This is a genomic window from Echinicola sediminis (genome assembly GCF_054777495.1).
The window spans coordinates 7,756-28,630 of sequence record NZ_BAAHAP010000071.1 but is presented as its reverse complement, the minus strand read 5'-3'; the positions used below and the strand labels follow the sequence as shown (position 1 = coordinate 28,630).

The following is a 20,875-nucleotide window of genomic DNA, read 5'->3' as shown; positions in this document are numbered from 1 at the left end:
GGTAAGCGGCGACGGAGTCTGCGAGAACAATGCAGGGGACGCGAAAGTGGTAACTGTTACAGTAGACCGCAAAGGCACGGCGGCGGATATAGAATCCACAGGCGGGACGATCTGCGAGGGAGATACCTTCAGCCTGAGCGCGAGCAGCAGTACGGTAACGAATCCTGTGTTCACCTGGTACAGCGATGCTTCTCTGACAACGGTATTGGGCAGTACAGATGTAATGCCAGCATCAACGACCACCTACTATGTAACGGTAAGCGGTGACGGAGTCTGTGAGAACAATGCCGGCGACGCGAAAGAAGTGACGGTGGTTGTGGACCGCAAAGGTACGGCCGCGGATATTGAATCCACTGGCGGGACGATCTGCGAGGGTGATACCTTCAGCCTGAGAGCGAGCAGCAGTACGGTAACGAACCCTGTATTCACCTGGTACAGCGATGCTTCTCTGACAACGGTATTGGCTGGTACTGATGTAATGCCAACATCAACGACTACCTACTATGTAACGGTAAGCGGCGACGGAGTCTGCGAGAACAATGCCGGAGACGCGAAAGTGGTAACTGTTACAGTAGACCGCAAAGGCACGGCCGCGGATATAGAATCCACAGGCGGAACGATCTGCACAGGTGATACCTTCAGCCTGAGTGCGAGCAGCAGTACGGTAACCAATCCGGTGTTTACCTGGTACAGCGATGCCTCTCTGACAACGGTATTGGGCAGTACGGATGTAATGCCGACAGCAACGAGCACCTACTATGTAACCGTTAGCGGCGATGGAGTCTGCGAGAACAATGCCGGGGAAGCGAAAGAAGTGACGGTGACGGTAACTAGCCTGCCAACTCCAACAACCAATGATAATGAGCAAGGATTCTGCAAAGTTTCCGGTGCTACAGTTGCTGATTTACAGGTTAATGAAAGCAGTGTCGTTTGGTATGATTCCTCTGTGGGAGGAAATCGTTTAAGTGAGTCAACTGAATTGATTCCAGGCGCCACCTATTATGCCGCAATGGTGGATTTGGCCACAGGCTGTGAGAGTGTAGGAAGGTTAGCAGTGAGAGTGTCTGATTGTGCAGAACTGGAAGTGGAAAAAGTAGCAGATGTGACGACGGCTATTGTAGGGGAGATGTTTGAATATACCATTACGGTGAGCAATAACGGGGTAGTGACTGCTGCGAATGTGGAGGTTGTTGATGAAGTACCAGCTTCCCTTCAGGTAATATCTACATCGAATGGAGGAACGGTCACAGGCAATACAGTGAGATGGCAGGTGCCTCAGGTTGCAGCAGGTCAAAGTGTACTGTTTACCGTGACTGTGATGGCTGTTGAAGAGAATGCCGGAGTCATTAACAGAGTAGAGGTGACGGGGGATAATTCTCCTCCAGATGAAGATGAGACCGATCCGATTCCAGTTACTTCTGGTGATGTAAACTTGTCCATTAAGCTTAAGGTTTCCGATCCAATGGTAGAGGTTGGTGATGAGTTTACTTATCAATTGATCATTAGCAACAAATCCGCTATACCTGGAAGGAATGCTGTTGTCACCAATTATTTGCCTGAAGGTGTCGAATATCTTGCTTCTGATGCATCCGGCGATATCCAAGAAAGTTACGATGAGAGCACAGGTGAAATCACTTTTGTAATCCCTGAAATTGGAGCTGATGAAGAGGTGGTAATTACCCTGAAAGTGAAAGCAGAAAAGGGAGGTCTGATGACCAACTCGGCACAAGTAGAAATTCCTGGTCAGGAAGATCTGTTTGAGGCTGATAATTCAGACACAGTGTCCCATAATCAATTGGCGGTCAACATTCCGAATGTGTTTACCCCGAACGGTGATGGTAAAAACGATACCTGGGAAATTGAAGGGCTGACCGAACTCTATCCGGACAATGAAGTAATCGTTGTCAACAGATGGGGAGGAGAGGTCTATAAATCCAGGAACTACCAAAATGATTGGGATGGAGGTTCATTGAATGAGGGCACTTATTACTATAGGTTGACAATTAGGGATCCTGAATCAGGAAGGGAAATACAGTTTACAGGATATGTAACCATACTAAGATAAGGAAACGATGAAGAGTTTTAAATACATCATAATCGCTTTGGGAATGTTTTTGGGGTGTCTTGACCTCCATGCTCAGCAAGCCCCGGTTTTTAGTCAGTACATGTTTAACCCCTTGTTTATAAACCCCGCTTATGCGGGGTATAAACAACAGGTTTATCTCCAGAGCTATTACCGAAAACAATGGACAGATGTACAGGGAAGCCCGGAGACCTTTGCCCTTTCTGGTGATGGCTTGATTACCGACACCAACATGGGTGTCGGTGGGCATATCATGGTGGACCGTCTTGGGGCCCAAAAGACCACAGGGGCTTATGCCAACTTTGCCTATCATTTGAGGGTGGGCTATGAAGGCTATGTAAGTTTTGGGCTTGGAGCCGGTTTGGTAAACTCCAAGCTGGATGGCAGCATGCTCAATCCCTCTGATCCCAATGATCCTGTCATAGCAGGAAACGAGGAGCAAGCCTTTTATCCGGATTTGAGGGCTGGATTCTATTATTACAATCCCTACTTTTTTGCTGGAGCCTCGGTAGATAATATGTTCTCATCCAAGTTTAATTTGGACAAAGGAGCAGTGTTGGTTCAGCCCAATTCAAATATTTACCTGACAGTAGGGACCATCATCGATGTATCTTATAACCTTGCCATCAAGCCCTCTGTTTTATACGTGGATGATTTTGCAGGTCCTTCCAGGTTGGATCTCAATACCTCATTTTTGCTTGGAGAAAGACTTTGGTTAGGGGCTTCTTACCGGTCTTCGGTAAACCTTCAGGGGGAGGAATTCAGGGATCAAGATGAAAAAAGACCGGCTTCTATTGTGGGCTTGGTTGAACTTTATGTCAATGACCGATTAAGAGTAGGCTATGCCTATGATCACAATATCTCAGGATTTAGTGCAAAGGCCTTTTCTACCCATGATTTTTCCATCGGGTATACATTCCCTCCCAAGCGGGTGCGGTTAGTTTCTCCACGATATTTTTAATTGAAGGAAGCAATGAAGAAGAACAGATACAGCTTATTATTAATATTGATGCTAGGGATTTATTCCTGTTCTGGTTTGAAAAACAGGAATTACGAACAGGGGAGTCAACAGTTTGATATGATGAACTATGCAGTGGCTATAGAACACTATACCAAAGCATGGGAGCAGGAGGAGTCTGCGGCAACAGCAAGTGGCCTGGCCAATTCCTATTTGCAGATGCGGAACTTTGAACTGGCCGAGTCCTGGTTTGCCAAATTGGATCGAATGGAGGCACTGAGCAATGATGACAGGTTGAAATTTGCCCAGAGTTTGATTTCCAGTTCTAAATTTGATGAGGCCAGAAGTCAACTGCTGGCCTACAAAAAGTCGTCAGGCGAGGACATTGACCTACAGGCCGCGGATATGATGCTGGAAACAATAAAGGATGCCAAAGAAATTTTAAATCACCCTAAAGGTGTTCAGGTAAAGAACCTCACAGGGGTGAATTCCAAGTATTCGGAGTTTTCGGGAGTGATAAAGGGAGATAAGATCATCTTTGCAAGTGATCGGATCGATAGCTTGCCCCGAAACTTAAAGGTGGATAAGTATAATGCCCTAAAAAGTGATATTTATGGATGGACAGGAAATGGCTATTTGCAAGTCTATGAAGCTAAAGGTGACTGGGACCGGTACATTTCCGATAGTGTGTACAAAGTAGATGGTTACAAAAGCCCACACCATAGCGGCCCTGTTTTTGAAGTGGAGGACTTTATTTTTTGGGTAAAGGCTGGAAAGCCTGACGCCAAGGCAAAGCGCTCCAATATCAATAAGAAAAACTATACCCTATATCCTCAGATTATTTATCGGGAAAAGGTAGATGGGAAGTGGGGAGATTATAAGGGTGTTCCTTTTAACCATCCCTATGAATATGCGGTAAGTGACCCTTTTTGGGACGAAAAGAACCAGAGACTTTATTTTTCATCCGAACAGCCCGGAGGTTCCGGCAAAGCTGATATTTACTTTAGCAATTATTTAGGGGAGAACAATTGGGGGGAACCGGTCAATTTAGGAACGGCCGTGAATACCGCTGGTGAAGAAAGAAGCCCTTTTATTGATGCTGATGGTAACCTTTATTTTGCTTCAGACGGTAGGGGCGGATTGGGAGGTCTAGATGTGTACAAGGCTGAAAGACTAGGCAATTCTTGGGGGAAACCAATGAATTTAGGGGCTCCCATCAATTCCAGTAGGGATGATTTCGGCTTTTTTATCAATCCGCAAATTCCTGATAGAGGAATCGTTTCTTCTGATCGCCCAGGGGGAAAAGGCTTGGATGATATCTATGCCGTGATTATGGAGATAGATTCAAAATTCTACCTGAAAGGGGTGGTGAGGGATAAAGAAACCAATCTTCCCCTAGAAAATGCAGTAGTGGAGCTGATAGACCGTACGACGGGTACCAATTTTAACTATGTCACTGATGAAAATGGGGAGTATGGTTTTCTTCTTGGTGATGAAACCGTCTACGACGTCGAGGGAAAAAAGACGGACTATATTACTGCTGAGATCAAAGGGATAAGTACGAAAGGTATTCGCGTTTTTGAAGATACCACTATCAGCAGGGATTTATTCTTGGATAAGATTGAAATAGGTAAAACACTGGAGATAGAGAATATCTATTATGATTTTGACAAGTGGGAAATCCGCGAGGATGCCGCCAAGGAGTTGGATAAACTGGTAAAGGTGCTCAACGACAACCCAACCTTGAAAATAGAGCTTAACTCCCATACGGATAGTAGGGGGGCAGACAAGTACAACCAGCTGTTGTCGGAAAAACGAGCGCAATCGGCTGTGGATTACATCATCAAAAGTGGCATTTCCAGTGGAAGGATAGTGGCAAAAGGTTATGGGGAATCGAGGTTGCTCAATGCCTGTGAAGATGGAGTGGAATGTGAGGAGGAGCAACATCAGCAAAACAGAAGGACTGAGTTTACGATCGTGGATTATTGATCAAGTAATGTTTTTAATCATTTTTTGGTCCACGAGTAATGTGGATTAGTCACCATTTATTTGATGTGGTCAGGGGAAAGAAGAATATAAGTCAAGCTGCTCTAGGAGCGGCTTGGACTTTTTTTATTGTGGTTTTGTTCAATGTGTCCACTACGGTATGCCTAAGTCAAACCATGGTAGTAGCAGATCAGGTTACAGAGCATTCTCATGTTTTGACTCCTTCAAATGCATCAGAAGATAATGATCAGTTTGCTACGGTAGAGTCCTATGGGGGGGCGGCTTTAGGAATCGGGCGTTATTCAGGAGCATTAGAATTGAAATTCAATGAGTTTCCGCTTGGGGAAACAACGGTGCCGACAGGTACAAGGGTCTATGTCAAAATGGGAGGAGCTGATGATATACTCAACACGCTTCTTGGTGGGGCGCTTGGGGAGACATTGGCGGATCTTTTAGGGACGGTGGTTTTGGGCAATCATTACTTTGAAATTGACTTAAAGTTGGGGAACTCAGTAGTAATGTCGAAGAATTCAAAAGACAGTATGATTGATGATGAATTCAGGATATTACAGGGAAGGGATGGGGATTTTTATATTGCTTTAACCGCACCAAGCGAATTCGACAGAGTCACCATCACCGATAGAACGGATGCATTGCTTTTAGGGGCATCGAATTCCATAAACGTGTATCATGCATTTTACTATGACGGAGCGTGTAGCTTTTTTCCTGAATATGTTTCTTATGATGCTTCAGGGATAGGACTGGATGTTTTGGATTTGGGAAACGCAAGTGTTTCTGATCCCGGAAATGCCATTGATGGAAATTACGCCACCTCTTCAACCATAAGTCCAGGCCTATTGAGTGTTTTGGGCAGTGTTAGTCAATATTTTCACTTTAGCGGGCCTTCTGCCGAGGGAGATCAGCTAAACGTAGTTCTCAGTGGAGACCCTTCCTTGCTGAACCTGGAATTGCTTAATAATGTCTATTTTTTGGCCTACAACGGAGACTTAATGGTATATGAGCAAGACTTGGGGTCTTTGTCAGATGAGCTTCTGGGCCTTATCGGTCTTGATGTTTTAGGTTTATTGACCGATGGAGAGCAGGTGAGTTTTCCGGTATCTCCTGGAGAGGCTTTCGACCGCTTTGAAATAAAAGTGAACTCCTTATTGGATGTGGATATTGGACAGGCCATCAATATTCATGAGGTGGAAAGAACCCTGGGTAAGCCTTCTTTTGATATTGAGGGGAATACCATGCCCATCTGTAAGGGAACAGAGGTGGTTTTGGAGCCTTCCAGTTATTATGGCTCCCGGGTAAAATGGTATGATGCTCCTGTGGGAGGGAATCTGGTTTATTCAGGAGAAAGTTTCGATTTAGGCATGGTGGATGAAAGTGTAACGTATTATGTCGCTTCCACCGATGAGTGTAACGGTAACGGCATAGAGTCAGAGAGGGTGGCCCTATCTGTAGAGGCAGTACCTATGCCTAATGTGACCGATTTTCAGGCAGAACCTGAGCAAGTGGAATATGGAGAAGGGGAAAAAGTGGTACTCCTCCCCAATATAAGGGAGGATTCTGAATTAAACGACCCTCAATTTGTTTGGTCGTTTAATACAAGCGGCGAACCTGTTATCAGTAATTCTACAATTGATAAAGGAAGTCATACGGTTAATTATAGGGTCAGGCCTGATGGGGCATTGGAAATTGAAGGGTTATTGCCGGAAGAGGAAATTGATGATGTTTATCTTTTTCTTTCAGAGGGAGAAAATGGTTGCAAAACCGGGGAGTTGGTGGATCAGATTTTCAGGGTTCTGCCCATAGGTTGGAGGTTTTTTGAAGGACAGGAATATCCTTTTGGCAATAAGTTGAAATGGTCTCCATCTTCCTCTCAGAGTATTAGTAGGTTTGAGGTGGAAAGGGCTTCTGTGGAGTTGAATTGGAAGAAATTGGAAGAAGTTGGGGGAGGGGAAGCCGGTGGGGAGGTGTTTGATTATGAGTATGTTGATCGCAATCCTGATAATGGAGCGAATTATTACAGGATCAAGGCTTTCTTGGAGAATGGAAAAATGGAAGTTTCTGAGATCGTACGGATTGTGAATTCCGGCAATAGGAGAACAGACTCTTTTACCATATCGCCCAATCCGGTCCTGACTCGTCCTAAAATCCATAATGAGTCAGGCAACAGTTTTCAAAACCTTGAAGTGTATGTGTTGAACAGTGGGGGAGAGGAAGTCTATAGGACTCAATTAAAGAATTTGGAGGCTTGGTCAAATGCTCTCTTGGATGAACACCCGATGCTTAATCCTGGGATCTATGTTTATTGTGTTCGTACGCCGTATTCCATTTCAAGGATAAAGGTGCTTTGGTAGACCCCCCTTACCGGGTGACTTGATTGATCCTGGAAAGGATGCTCTGGTAGTAGTTTCTCCCTACAGGAATGGACTGTCCATTTAAAATGATTTCCTTGGAATTTAGGGCGTCAATTTTATCCAAGTTGACCACGTAAGCCTTATTTACTTTGCAAAACAGCATGGACGGGAGCTTGCTAATGACATCCTTCAAGACATTTCTGAGCGTATAAATGGTTCCGACCCCTGTGCAAATATGGGTGTAGGAACCATCTGCTTTGATCCACTCGATGTCCTGAATGTTTACTTTTTTGAGATAACCCTTGTCCCGAAAGAAGATAGAACCTTTAATTAACTTATCTTGAAGTATCAGTTCGGATACTTTGTTCGAGTTTTTTTTGTCAAAGTTACTGATGGCAATGGTCAGGGTGGTGATTAAAGTGTCCCTGGTAAACGGCTTTAGGATGTATCCGTCAGGAGAGATTTCCTTGGCTTGTTCGAGCGTGTCTTTGTCTGACAAAGAAGTGAAGAATACCAGCGGAATGTTAAATTTATTTCTGATGATATGGGCAGCTTCTATGCCATTTATTTCCCCACAAAGGTTGATGTCCAAAAGTACCGCCGTGGGTAGCATTTCAAACATGATTTCTTCTACCTTGTCTCCAGAATCCAAAATGCCACAGACGTCAAAACCCTCTGTTTCCAGTAAATCCCTGGTGTTATCCGCTAATTCAAAATTATCTTCAACAATTAATATTTTTGGTTTCATTATGGATTGAAATCATAAGACCGAAAAGTGCTACGCTTTGCCATGCATCGGGATCTGGTTCAGCTGCGGTTAATTTGATCGATGCCTAGGGGGGGTCCAATTCAATCGAATAACCATACCATTCAAGAGTAATGAAATTAGTTTGTCATTTTCCGGCCATGGTAAAAAACAGCTTAAACGAAAGCCTGAAACAAAGCATGAAGATAATGAAAATATAGCGAAAGTATTTTTATTAAATAAATAAAATCAACCTTTCACTATTAATTAGGTCAAAATTGTAAAAAATGAATTTTTTTTTGAGGTATTAGGGCATTCGCCCTTTCTTACCGACAATAATTTGGTTTGTTCTGAGATTAATTCGATAGGAAAAAAGTTACGAAATAATAAAGGGATGGACTCAGGAAATAAAATATTGAATAATATAAAGTTGTTTTATAGTTTTACAAGAGGGTTTGCTGTGCTCTAAGTCTTAGGAATATAGTTATAGATTTCAGGGATGATTCAGGTTAAGGTAGCTAAAAAGCTGTTTGATTAGAAAAATATGGTTTATGGGTTTTTCAATAATTGCGTAGGATTTCTCTTTTACCGTTTGTCAAAAAGTGAAAGTTCAGACTTTAAATTAATCAATTAAAAAGCTATATTATTCAATCGTTTAAATTTTTATACTTGGCGATTTTTAAAAGTGAAAATTATTTCAACCAACTATATAGGCAATATGTCGAAGGAGAATTACCACCAGTTTTTTAATCCTACTATTTTAGGAAAAACACAAGAAGGAGAAGTTCCGCTTCAAGTCCTTTTCGAAATCCAAAACAGTTACCTGAGGGAGGGAAATGCTACTAAGGCCGTAGATGAATTTCTGCAGTTGATGTTAAAACAAGCAGGATGCGCGGTGTCGTTTGTCGTCTTTATTGATTCAGCACAAAGGAAAATAGTGGATATCAGGAAATGTATCAGTGAATGGTATGATATCCTTCCAGGAAACCGGTATTTGGAAAACTTGCTTCAAGTGGAATTCAGGGATCCTATTAAGGGGACCGAATTTCGCTTTAATAATCCTTTTGGTCTTGAACTGGAAATAAGGGAAAATAAAAGCTTTCCCAATTATGCGATGATGGGCCTTGAAATAGGTAGGGGGAATGAAATCGTATTGGGCATGCTCAATGTGACAGAAGTATTGACCAATGAGCTGACGAGGTTCTTAGAACCCATAGCCTCCAGTCTAGGGATGATAGCAAGACTAGAAGATTGCTTTAGAAAGCCGGTTGCCGACAAAAAAGAATCAAAGCAAGTAAAAGGAAAGCGGGTAAAAGGAGTAAATGTCAATCCTTCTAATGCTGTAGTTAGTGTCTTTGATAAAGATTGGTCTCCCATTTATTTTTCTCCCAACCTGGAAAATGTTTTGGGGTATAAGCCCGAGGAGTTTATCGATATGTGTCAAAGTAAAGGAGGGGGTGAAAAATCGAAAATATTAGATAAAACTACTGAGGGTGAGTTGGACAAGTATTTGTGTCAGGTGAAAAGTAAATCGGGAGAAACCTTGACAATTGAAACAATGGTGAATGCAGCGTTTTTTAATAAGGGAGATGCGGAGATTTATGTAGGTGTTTCCAAAAAGGTAGCCGATAGAAAAGTGTCCAATCTTACTTTTTCTAAAAGGGAGTCACCCCAAGAGAGGAAGGAACTGGATTTCTTTTCCATCACTTCCCACGAATTCAAAACCCCTTTATCCACCATAAAGTCCAGCGTGGAGATCTGTAATATAGAACTTCAAAAACGGTGGAATGAAATTCCCGGAAAAGAAAAATTCAAAAAGCATTTTGCTAGGGTCGACAATGAAGTAAACAGAATGAATGCCTTGTTGCTGAACCTCTTAAGTTTGGAAAAGATGAAACTAGGTCTTCAGGACTTAAAGTTAAAGCAAAAAAATGCCTTTAGTTTTTTTTCAACGATACTTGAAAACTGGATAGAAGAAGACCTTATCCAATTTCAAGCTGATATAGCTGAAAGCCTACAAATTGAATTGGATGTAGATCTGACTCGGCAAATAATTTCAAATTTAGTGGAAAACGCCCTTAAATATGGTGGAGGAGTGCAAAAGCCACGGGTGAAGTTGATTTCCCGGGAAGGAAGATTCATGGTTTGTGTAGAGGATTTTGGAGAGGGAATACCTGTCAAAGACCAGAAAAATATTTTCAAACCTTTTTATAGAGCATCCAATTCGAATAAATACCAAAAGGGTTCAGGCTTGGGCTTGATGATCAGTAAGAAGTTTGCCGAAATGCAAAACGGAAAAATATATTTTGAATCTAAAGTGGGGGAGGGGACCTGCTTTTATTTGGAATTTGGTGTTCTTTCCCTTTAGTGGGAAAGGACTTCTTCCTGTTTGGCCATGAAGTGATGCAATAATTTCTTAGATAAAAAAGAAGGGAAAGGGTGATTTAGATAAATGAGTTTTAATGGTGTCCGGGCTAAATGTGAGTCGTTTGGATAAGCCTTTAAATGATTGGTGTCACCGATATTGCCTTAATGTTTTCTGCAATGTTATAAATTCCGTATTTTGAAGCCGATTATGATTATAGGCTTTATTACCGGTGGGCTAATCTCATTGAGCCATGCTCAGCTCTTTCAGAATACATTGCATATTTCTGCGCAAATCAGCGGTAACCAGTTTGCAAGTTTTGAAGCTGCCGGGATAATTGCTTATAGTTAAAAGCCGATTTATTTGATCTAAAACAAACGATAACAAAATGAGAAAATTACTTTTACCTGTTTTGGTGGCAGGTTTTTTAATGTCCTGTTCTCAAGGGAAAAAAGAGGAACAGGAAATGCCGGTTAGCCAGGAGATGGTTAGTCAGGGTTGGCAGACATTGTTTAATGGCGAAGATATGGAGAATTGGAAAATAAAGATTTCCAAGCATGAGTTAGGAGATAACTACGCCAATACGTTCCGTGTGGAAGATGGTTTGTTAAAGGTACGTTATGATGGATACGAAGATTTTGATAAGCAATACGGGCATATTTTTTATGACCAGTCTTTTTCGGCTTACCTCTTGCATTTGGAATACCGGTTTGTAGGCGATCAGGCTCCGGGAGGAGAAGGCTGGGCACACCGAAACAGCGGTGCCATGCTTCATGGACAAGATCCGGAGACCATGTTGAAAGATCAGGATTTTCCGATTTCCATTGAGGGGCAGCTGCTGGGCGGAGACGGCGAAAATGACCGTACGACCAGTAACTTATGTACACCTGGGACCAACGTGGTCATGGATGGGGAATTGTTTACCCCGCATTGTGTAAGTTCATCATCCAAAACCTATCATGGTGAGCAGTGGGTTTCTGCAGATTTCTTGGTCTTGGCGGATTCTGTCGTGCAACATATCGTTGAAGGGGATACTGTGATGACTTATTATGCTCCGCAAATAGGAGGAGGAAATGTCGGTCCAGTAGATCCCGCGATCAAGCAGGATGGAAAGCTGTTAAAAGAGGGATACATTTCCTTGCAGAGTGAAAGTCATCCTATCGACTTCAAAACAGTGGAAATTTTTGATCTTGCTCCGTATATGAAGGATCAGGAAAGCTTAAAAGAAGTATTGGAAGTATTAAGAAAAAGATAAAAGAGAGAGGATTCAATCCAACAAGGCAGGGTTTAACCTTGCCTTTTTTCTTTTTCCTTTTCTATTTTAGGTTTTTTGTAGAAAAACCACCAAAAAACCCCCAAAACAATCACGAGCAGCGGTAGGGCCAAGTAAAGGATAATGTCCGCCGTCGTATTGAATGTCAAAGCCGGTTCATCGGTGCGCGGCGTGCCAGTGGGGATCTGGGCGCTTAATGTTGTGGGAAACAACAGCAGGTTCCCTAAAACGAAGCAAAAGTAGGGGGCTATTTTTAAAATGAAATATTCCATGCCTGTGTTACCTTTTGCTTAAAGGTAGGGAATAGTTACATGAAATGTAAGTCCTATGGGCTTATTTTGACTTTTCCAGCCAAAGCCAGTTTAACAGTAGTTCTCCGCCTTTTGGAGGGGCAAGCGAAAGGTATACTTGGTAGTAGCCCGTTTTGTCAAAAGTGAATTTTCCCATGCTTTCCTCAAGGTACTGATCTGTATAATAGGCTTCATTGGGCTCAACAACCACTTTTCCCGTTGGGGCGAGTACCATGCTCTTTTCCTGAGCATTTACGGTCAATTTTACTTGGGCGTTTTTATTGCTTTGGTTGCTAAAAGAAAGATCAAGGGTATACTCTCCGGTATCTGGGATAAATACCTTCCAAGATATCGAGGTAGGGGTCTTGATGATGGCATGGGCCGGATTGGTCCCGTCAAAGGGCACCGTCTCAGTCTTTGGTTCTACTGTTAGACTATTGGTAGCATTGAGGGAGTATCCTCCAAACGTGGCTTCAGATACCACTGCTTCATCCAAGCGGATTTCACGCTCAAATTCCATCGCAATTACGGGTACAAAAGGATCAGGAGACAGTTGGGGGAGTTTGATATGGGTATAAGGCCCTACCCGCTCATAGTCGAGGGCTTCCTTTAGCTTGTCCTTGAGGAGGTAAACCTTTTTGGGGTTTTCTATAAATCCTGACAGACGGAGCACCTTGTCCAAGGGCCAGTTATATACATGTAGAAATACGGTTTTACCATCTTTCACAGTGATCTTTCCCCAGTCGTGCTGATGAGGAGAAAGGGGGAGTCCCTCGCTTTGATAAATGGACTCTCCGTTTATTTCCAGCCAATCGCCCATATCCTGGAGTCTTCTCCTGCCTTCATAAGGAAAGCTGCCGTCAGCCCTAGGTCCGATGTTGAGCATGAAGTTGCCGTTTAGGCTGACATTGCCTATCAATGCCTGAAGGAGCTGAGAGGTGGATTTCCACTGGTTTTCCAATGCATTATAACCCCAAGAGTGGGCGATGGTGCCAGGGGTTTGCCAAGGATGCTTTTTGTAGATGGCTCCAAGTTGGTTGTCTCCCAGGGTTTCAAAATCAATGTCTTCCAGGCTGGCAGGCAGGCCTAGTCTGGAATTGATCAGACAATTGGGCTGGAGTTCCCTGACCAATTGGATTACCTGTAGCAGTTGTTCTTTTTTGATGATGGTCGCTTCATGAGGAATCCACATGTCAAACCATAGCATGGCAATATCCCCATAATTGGTCAAAAGCTCCTTTAATTGTGGGATGACTTTTTGTTGCCAATATTGGTTAAACTGCCCATCAGTTACTTTTCCGGTGAGTTCAAGGTTATGGTCCCAGGCATAGGGATGTGCCCAATCTATCCAATGGGAATAATAGAAACCCAATTTCATGTCATGTTTTCTGCAAGCCTTGGCAAGTTCTGCAATGATGTCCCTGTCGGTTTCCGCGAGTAGGGAAAGGTTATAGTCATCAACATTTGACTTCCAAATGGCCACCCCATCATGGTGCTTGGCGGTAATGGTGATGTATTTCATCCCCGCATTTTTGGCTAAAATCACCCATTCTTCCGGATCAATATTTTCCCAGTCAAAGCGCTTGGCTAATTCCCCATATTGATCGGCAGGAATACGGTTCCTGTATTTAATCCATTCCGCATAGTTGTTGAAGTGCCTGTGCCGTTCTCCTTTCCAGATTCCTTCAGCCGCGCTGTATAGCCCCCAGTGGATAAACATGCCAAAGCGTGCATCGGTAAACCATTCCGTCCTTTGGGAAGCGGTTTTTACCGGGGTTTGGGCCTGTAGGGGGATTGAGGAAAGGAGGCATAGGGCCAGGGGCAAAAGGAAAAAGGTGTAGATGACTTTCACGGAGTGAATGGTTATTTGTTATTCGGTTATTAGTTATTGGTCCACCGTCGACAGTGGACGGTGGACCAATGAGTTAGAATGAAATGGCGTGATCAGCTTTAATGCTGACCCCTGCCCAAGCCTTTTTAGCGGTCCAGTCCTCATCTGGTGAAGTCCAAAAGGCATGATCAGCAGGGAGTCCCAGGGGCAAAAAGCCCAGTGTACAAAGGTAAAGACTTCCGGTGGAAATGTACATGTCCCCCATTTCCGGTTGGTGGCCACAGAAGCCAATGGTCAGCCAGCCATCCTTGTCAAAGGTGCCTACTGCCTCAAACTGTCGTTGGATAATGGCACTCATGGCGCTTCTAACCTGGGCCGGAGAGACATTTTCGGGAAGGGTGTTGAGCAGGGCTGTTTCTGCCAAAGGCTGGAAGGCACCGATCCTATAAGTGATCGAGCGCCCCACTGGAGGGTAAGTGCCTTCAGGAGAGATCAGCCTTTCTTGCTGTTCTGCAAATCGGGACATCCTTTTTCCCACAGTGTCGTAGAGCTTTTCATAACTTTTTCTCTTGGAAGCTGCAACTTTCAATACTTGGAGCATCATGGGCTGGATAACATAACCGTTGTAGTAGTCCATGTGGAAGTTTTGACCGTCCCCGTACCAGCCGTCTCCCACGTACCATTCATCGTGCTTTTTGACGGCAAAATCTATCCTCATAAAGTCTCCCCCGGCATCCACAGAAAGCAAAAAAGCATCCAGCATGGCGCCAAAGAGTAGCCAGTTATTATAATAAGGCGCAATGGCCTCTTTTTGGTTTTTAATTTCCTGGATGAACTGTTCCTTTACCTTTGCGGGAAGAGGTTCCCAAAGGGCGTTGGGGGCACGCATGATACCATGTACCAGAAATGCACCGTCCACCAAAGGTTGGGCTCCTTTTGTCCAGTTGAGGTAGTCGGGAGAATTCGGGTCTACACTGTGTGCGATACTTTTTAAGGCCTTTTCTCTTAAGTCGGCCCTCATTTTTCCTTCTTTGTCGTTGGTGTCAGGCAGCGCCAGCCAGGGAGCCACCCCTGCCAAGGTTCTGCCCAATGCCTCCAGATGGGTTACTGTTTCCCTTCCTCCATAAGCTTTAGGAGGAAGCTCGACCGGCATGTTTTTCCTTAGTTTGCCCTGGCTCATCTCGGTGAGCACTGGGGAAGCTATTTTATAAAGTGTATCTGCCCAGTAAGCCCTGGAGTTGGGATTGTTGGTTTGTGCCTCTTCCAAGGAAGTGCTTGCAGAAAGGGTGTGCGGCAGGGCGCCAATGGCTCCAACTGCCGGTATGTATTTTACAAATGATCTACGGTTCATTATTCGAATAATTTTAGACGTTACAGGGGTTGAAATTAGTCTAAATGCACTAAAATACCAATCGTGTAGGGTAAGCAGTGCTAATTTCTGATGATCGGTTCTGGGTGTTTTTTAGGGTCGAAGGGATCAAAGAAATAGAGGGCGGCCTTTTTATACAATTTTAAATGTCCTTCTAGCCTTTGGGTAAATCCTTCAAAATCTTTTTGCTCTGGAGCGGTCCAGGCAGATTCAGAAAGTGCGGCCATTCTGGGAAAGGTCAGGTAATCCAGCCGGTCCTCATCGGTAACGGTTTCTGTCCACAGTGCACCTTGGACACCTAAGATCAGGTGTTTCTTTGACTCAGGGACATTATAGTTTCCTTCTGCGAAAGTATAAACCGTTTCCAAGGTATTGTACTCACCTGCCCACTTTCTTCCGTATTGGTCGCTGTCCTGCTGTACAAAATCAAAATAAAAGGGGATTCTCGGACAAATGACGGTAGGGATATTGTTTTCCAATAGTTTATGGAATTGCCCCTTCTGGTCATGTCTCCACCAGAACAGAATGCTCTTGTCATTGGGTAATCCCGCATCAGCCATTTCATCCCAGGCCAGCAATTTATTGTTAAGGTTGAAAAGTGAATCGGCCATGCGTTTCATGAAATATTCCTCGACCTCTTTTAAGTTGTCAAGGCCTTCATTCTTCATCAATTGCTGCACCAATGGATCGGTATTCCACATTTGATTGCCAAAACTGACCTCATCGCCGCCCAAGTGGATCATCTGGCTAGGAAAGAGGGCATTGACTTCCTTTAGAATATCGGTAAGGTATTGGTAAGTAGCGGTCTTTCCGGGATGGAAAACAAAATCGGGGTATTTTTGGGAGCCTCCCCCGCTGTATTCAGGGTAGGCTTTATTGGCAGCAGTGGCATGTCCGGGCATATCGATCTCCGGAATTACTTCGATTTTCCTTTCTGCTGCATATCTGACGATTTCTTTGATCTGCTCCTGAGTGTAATATTGAGCGGGGGCGAGGGGATCGGTATGGTTGCCTATTCCGCCAACCAAGGTCAGTTTTGGGTATTTCTTGATTTCTATCCTCCAGCCAGGGGCATCCGTTAGGTGCCAATGGAATTTGTTGAGTTTGTAATAGGCCATCCAGTCCAAAAGCTCTTTGACCTTTTCCTCTCCAAAGAAATGGCGGGATTCATCCAGCATAAAACCTCTCCATTGGTATAAGGGGGCATCGCTAATGGTCCAAGAGGAAAGTTCATAAGCGGGACCTTTTTTTTCAGCCTGTTCGATCAGTTGGATCAGCGAGGTGATTCCATGGAAAATGCCTTCTTCTGTAGCGGAAACTACGTTAATCTCCTTGCTATTAATTTGCAGCGAATAATCTGATTTTTCCTTTGCAGAAAGGGAAAGCTTGATGCTGTAGAGGCTGTTGTCTTCCAAGGGGGTGGACACCAGGGGGAACTGAAGTTTACGGAGGAGCTCTGTTTGAAGGTAATTGGCCTCATCCTGAATGGCTTTATCAGAAAACTGGATGACGGTTTTTTCGGTCAAAAGGAAACTTCCATCTCCTTTGGCGTAGTTGCTGGGGCTTGGGATGATGGAGGGGCTTTCTTGGGCATGGACATAACAGCAGCTAAGATAGGCCAGTAATAGAATGATATGCTTTTTCATGATGTGCTTTAGTATCTAAGTCTGGTATAGAAAAAAAGTGGGCAAAACGTTATCAGCGTTTTGCCCACTTTGGAAAATAGTTCGGTGCTTAGTTTAAAAACCAGTCTTGGTAGCGCTTCAGTGCTTCGATATAATAATAATCGGCATAGGTCAACGGAACGTCAACTTCAGAGTTGTGTGGAAGGGAACCCACACTGTGCTCAAGGATGAAACCTCCGTTTCCTTTGTAATCAGCCAGGTATTTGTCAGAAGATAGGCTGATCAGCATTTTTTCGGCCGCTTCTTTGTACGTTTTGGATTTAGCTTGATCCTTGGTGTATCGGCTCAACTCCAATAATGCAGAAGCATTGATTGCGGCTGCTGAAGCGTCACGGTAGGTGGTGTCTGAAGCAGCGGCATTGTAGTCCCAATAAGGAACAAGATCTTCGGGCATATTGGGGTGGGCAAGGGTATAATCAGCAATCTTTTCTGCTTGCTCGAGGTATTTTTGGTCTTTGGTGTCCCTGTACATTACGGTATAACCGTAAAGTCCCCAAGACTGGCCTCTTGCCCAAGCCGAGTCATCAGCCATTCCCTGGTGGGTTTTTTTCTCCACAACCTTTCCTGTTTCCGGATCATAGTCGATGACGTGATAGGAGCTATTGTCTTCCCTGAAATGGTTTTTCATGGTGCTGTCTGCATGGGAGATGTTGATATCATAGTATTTTTTGTCTCCGCTGGCCTCTGAGGCCCAGAACAGGAACTCTAGGTTCATCATATTGTCTATGATTACCGGGTAATGCCATTTGCCGTGGTCCCATGATTTGATCAGCCCGGTTTCTGGATGGAACCTCGTGGCCAAGGATTCCGCACCTTCCAGCATTATGTCTTTATAATGTTCATTGCCCGTGATCCTGTAGGCATTGCCAAAGCTACAGTAAAGCATAAAGCCCAGGTCGTGGGTGCCAGTGTTGGCTTTTTCCTTTTCCAGGATTTCTAGTTTTTGTTGAGCCAGCTCAAGCATGCTGGAGTCACCGGACATTTCAAAAAGGTAAAGTAAAGTGCCCGGGTAGAAGCCAGAGGTCCACCATGCAGTACCAGAAGGCAGGAACTTGTCTTCTTTTGCGATATATGTTCTTGGAAGTTTGTCCTGGGGAATCTGGGTGCTTAAATATTTGTATTGTTCAACGGAAAAATCAATGTTTTTCTTAATGAAATCGGCATTGATGGAAGGTGTCTTTGTGATTTCTTGCACTTGCTCTTCAGTACTTCCTTTTTGGTTACAGGAGCTGAAAAATGTAGCGACGCCTAATGCGGAGATCGTTAATGCGTATTTGATTTTCATAGGGAAAGATGGTATGTTTATTATTGTAGTTTTATTTGATTTCGTTATCTGAATTTAAAGAGGCTTTTTTTAAAAAAAGACCACTAGAAAATGAAAATATTTTCTTTAACAGTGGAGATGGGCAATGAAGTTATTGCTGGTTTCGAATATAGGGACATTTATGCTAATTGTTTGTGATTGGTTTGTGTTTTTTCATTTAACGTTTTGTTTTCTTTAATAAATGGTTAATATTAGTAAAATTTCGAAAATTATTATTGATGAATGATAGTGAGGTAGCTAAAAGATTGGACCAAGAAAATAAGGAATGGGCAGCATTTTTAGAGGGAGATAATCAGGCGCTAGCTGAAATATATTCCAAAAATATAGATCGTTTGTACAATTATGGCAGGCAGTTTACCCGCAATAAGTCCCTGGTAAAGGACATCATTCAGGACATGTTTTTTCAGCTGATTGATGACCGTGATAGATTGGGGCAGGCCCAGTCAGTAAGAGCCTATTTGTTTGCCTGTTTGAGAAGAAGGATGATTGATGCCCTTAAGAGAGAAAGAAAAGAGGTGGACATGATTCCTGAGGAAGAGGAGGCATTTTTTATAGCCGTTGATGCCAATTCCTATTTTATAGATTCCAAACTTTCCTTTGATCAAAAAAAACTATTGGAGCAGCATTGTAACGAATTGCCGGTAAGGCAAAGGGAGATCATTATGATGCGTTTTTTTGAAGGGCTGCCTTACGAGGAGATAGCCGAAATAATGGGATTGGCCAATGCCAAAACTGTAAGGACGATGATGTATCGGGGCTTAAATAAACTTTCCGAATCCCTGACTCCTTATAAGTCCCAATTGCTTCAAAGTATTCTTCTTATCGATCTCTTGAGATAATTTTTTGTTTTTTCTTCGCTGCAAAACTATTTAAGGCTTTTTCAATTCGATTTGAAATTTTTTTACAAAAAATCTTAAAATCGGAGTGGTCGTTTTGTGTCCTTTTCCCTCTCTACCCCAAAGGACGCTTAGTAAGTATTGGTAAGATATGGCTTTCAAAGACGATATATTCAAGGAACTGCTGGAAAACGAGGCTTTTATTCAGTGGTTAATAGCTCCCGATAAAGAATCGGACCATTATTGGAAAGAATGGGTGATGGCCAATCCGGAGAAGGCTCCCGTGCTCAAGGATATCAAGGCTGTGGTGAATGCCATTGAGCCCAAGAGAAACCATATGCTTGAAAATGACGAAAAGCAGGAAGTACTAAGCCATATCATGCAGTATGCAGAGAAGCAGGGCAAGGTGAGAAAAATGGTGGATGTTGAAACAAGTACAGACCGCAAGTGGACCGGTGGGACAATGTTGGCCGCTTGTTTGGTCGTGATAGCCCTTCTTTTGGCCAATTTTTTCGGATTGTTTGCACCACAACCGTCAGAGCAGGTTCCGGTTTCTATGGAAAAGATGATCAGTAAGCAGACGCAAAAAGGAACTAAATCAAGTTTCTATTTGCCAGATGGAACCTTAGTAAAACTCAATGCATCCAGTAAGCTGGAATTTCCCAATACTTTTTCCGACTCCATCAGGGAAGTTAGGCTCGAGGGGCAGGCGTTTTTTGAGGTCACCAGAAATGAAGAGGTTCCTTTTGTGGTCAGGACGGAGAAAATGGATATCCAAGTATTAGGGACCTCTTTTGATATTTTGAGTTATCCGAATTCCGCCCGTTTTGAAGTGGCCGTGGCTACCGGCAAGGTAGCGGTGAAGTCCTACGAAGGATATTCGGAGGTAATTACCCAATCTGAAATGACATGCCTTGATTTGAAATCCGGCAAATTGATTAAGTCCCACTTTACCCCGGTTTATCATTTGGGATGGAAGGAGGGCATTATGGCATTTGAAGAACAGTCCTTTAAGCAGGTTTTTGAACAGTTGGAGAGATGGTACGGGGTAGACATTCAGGTGTCCCCGGGCATTGATCTGAAGAAAAAGTATACCGGTAAATATGATAACCAAAGTCTGGAAAATGTGCTGTACGGGATGGCGACGGTATTGGATTTCCAGTTTGAAATCAACGGTAAACAGGTAAAGATATTTAGCTAAATAGATTAATAAACAGTAACCCAAAAAATGTGTAATCCTTCTAAACACGAATCATTTGAATATGAGAAAATACCTACATCCTCGAATTAAGTTTGTAGGGATATTTATAATGGCTTTTCTGATCAGCCATGGTAATATCCTTGCACATCAATATGCCTATGCAGGCCTGAAAAGGCAGCAGGATTTGGAAAATGTCAAAGTTTCCATGAAAATGAAAGATGCCAGTATCGTGGAAGTCCTCAGGAATATTGAGGCTAGCACCATCTTTCATGTGGCATTTATGGAAGAGCAGCTTTCAAAAGAAAAAAACATCACCATCAGTGCGCATAAAAGATCTCTTTTAAAAGTTCTAGAGGAACTTTCAAGAGATTATAATTTGAAATTCACACAAGTGAATAACACGATCCATGTGGCGCCTAAAAAGCAAGAAAGAGCGGCGGTTGTTCAGGTGGAAGAACGGACAGTTTCAGGAAGGGTAATAGATGATATGGGAGAGCCTATACCTGGAGTGAATTGACCTCTTATTGGAAGTCGTGATTCCAAAGCAAACTGGTTTTACC

Annotated in this window: 15 protein-coding genes; 9 read left to right on the top strand and 6 right to left on the bottom strand. The window is 43.4% G+C overall.

The genetic code is table 11. From position 1 onward, the window contains the following. The 4 genes from ACYVAA_RS16530 to ACYVAA_RS16515 form a co-directional block, all read left to right on the top strand. A partial coding sequence (locus ACYVAA_RS16530) for an Ig-like domain-containing protein (protein WP_460543763.1) occupies positions 1 to 2,065 on the top strand: 2,065 nt, incomplete at its 5' end. A 7-nt stretch (positions 2,066 to 2,072) separates the two neighbouring features. After that, entirely contained in the window at positions 2,073 to 3,044 is a 972-nt protein-coding gene (locus ACYVAA_RS16525) for a PorP/SprF family type IX secretion system membrane protein (RefSeq protein WP_460543761.1), read from the top strand. A 12-nt stretch (positions 3,045 to 3,056) separates the two neighbouring features. Continuing rightward, positions 3,057 to 5,030 carry an OmpA family protein gene (locus ACYVAA_RS16520; protein ID WP_460543759.1) on the top strand — a complete coding sequence of 658 codons (1,974 nt, stop codon included), beginning with the start codon at positions 3,057 to 3,059 and terminating at the stop codon, positions 5,028 to 5,030. Between the two features lie 173 nt (positions 5,031 to 5,203). Further along, the gene (locus ACYVAA_RS16515) at positions 5,204 to 7,396 is read left to right on the top strand and encodes an immunoglobulin domain-containing protein (RefSeq protein ID WP_460543757.1); all 2,193 of its coding nucleotides are present in this window, start codon (positions 5,204 to 5,206) and stop codon (positions 7,394 to 7,396) included. Between the two features lie 7 nt (positions 7,397 to 7,403). Here the strand turns inward: ACYVAA_RS16515 and ACYVAA_RS16510 are convergent, their stop codons facing one another. After that, positions 7,404 to 8,144: a response regulator gene (locus ACYVAA_RS16510; protein WP_460543755.1), complete on the bottom strand. Its 741-nt coding sequence runs from the start codon at positions 8,142 to 8,144 to the stop codon at positions 7,404 to 7,406. 682 nt (positions 8,145 to 8,826) lie between these two features. Between ACYVAA_RS16510 and ACYVAA_RS16505 the strand changes: the two genes are divergently transcribed. Continuing rightward, entirely contained in the window at positions 8,827 to 10,509 is a 1,683-nt protein-coding gene (locus ACYVAA_RS16505) for a sensor histidine kinase (RefSeq protein WP_460543753.1), read from the top strand. A gap of 463 nt (positions 10,510 to 10,972) precedes the next feature. Continuing rightward, entirely contained in the window at positions 10,973 to 11,761 is a 789-nt protein-coding gene (locus tag ACYVAA_RS16500) for a 3-keto-disaccharide hydrolase (protein WP_460543765.1), read from the top strand. Between the two features lie 32 nt (positions 11,762 to 11,793). Here ACYVAA_RS16500 and ACYVAA_RS16495 read toward each other — a convergent pair whose 3' ends face one another. The 5 genes from ACYVAA_RS16495 to ACYVAA_RS16475 form a co-directional block, all read right to left on the bottom strand. Beyond that, positions 11,794 to 12,051 (bottom strand): hypothetical protein, encoded by a 258-nt coding sequence (locus ACYVAA_RS16495; protein WP_460543751.1) that lies wholly within the window; start codon positions 12,049 to 12,051, stop codon positions 11,794 to 11,796. A 61-nt stretch (positions 12,052 to 12,112) separates the two neighbouring features. Continuing rightward, on the bottom strand, positions 12,113 to 13,921 hold the full coding sequence (locus ACYVAA_RS16490; protein WP_460543749.1) for an alpha-L-fucosidase: 1,809 nt from the start codon (positions 13,919 to 13,921) through the stop codon (positions 12,113 to 12,115). 73 nt (positions 13,922 to 13,994) lie between these two features. Further along, positions 13,995 to 15,251, bottom strand: a complete 1,257-nt coding sequence (locus tag ACYVAA_RS16485; protein WP_460543747.1) for a DUF2264 domain-containing protein — start codon at positions 15,249 to 15,251, stop codon at positions 13,995 to 13,997. Between the two features lie 80 nt (positions 15,252 to 15,331). Beyond that, positions 15,332 to 16,915: a beta-N-acetylhexosaminidase gene (locus ACYVAA_RS16480; protein ID WP_460543745.1), complete on the bottom strand. Its 1,584-nt coding sequence runs from the start codon at positions 16,913 to 16,915 to the stop codon at positions 15,332 to 15,334. An 88-nt stretch (positions 16,916 to 17,003) separates the two neighbouring features. Further along, the gene (locus ACYVAA_RS16475) at positions 17,004 to 18,239 is read right to left on the bottom strand and encodes a glycoside hydrolase family 88 protein (protein ID WP_460543743.1); all 1,236 of its coding nucleotides are present in this window, start codon (positions 18,237 to 18,239) and stop codon (positions 17,004 to 17,006) included. 257 nt (positions 18,240 to 18,496) lie between these two features. Here ACYVAA_RS16475 and ACYVAA_RS16470 point away from each other — a divergent pair, with 257 nt between their 5' ends. The 3 genes from ACYVAA_RS16470 (at position 18,497) to ACYVAA_RS16460 (ending at position 20,832) form a co-directional block, all read left to right on the top strand. After that, positions 18,497 to 19,117, top strand: coding sequence for an RNA polymerase sigma factor (locus tag ACYVAA_RS16470; protein ID WP_460543741.1), 621 nt, complete (start codon positions 18,497 to 18,499; stop codon positions 19,115 to 19,117). Positions 19,118 to 19,265: 148 nt separating this feature from the next. Beyond that, the gene (locus tag ACYVAA_RS16465; RefSeq protein ID WP_460543739.1) at positions 19,266 to 20,315 is read left to right on the top strand and encodes a FecR family protein; all 1,050 of its coding nucleotides are present in this window, start codon (positions 19,266 to 19,268) and stop codon (positions 20,313 to 20,315) included. A 61-nt stretch (positions 20,316 to 20,376) separates the two neighbouring features. Then, positions 20,377 to 20,832 (top strand): hypothetical protein, encoded by a 456-nt coding sequence (locus ACYVAA_RS16460; RefSeq protein WP_460543737.1) that lies wholly within the window; start codon positions 20,377 to 20,379, stop codon positions 20,830 to 20,832. Positions 20,833 to 20,875 lie beyond the last annotated feature (43 nt).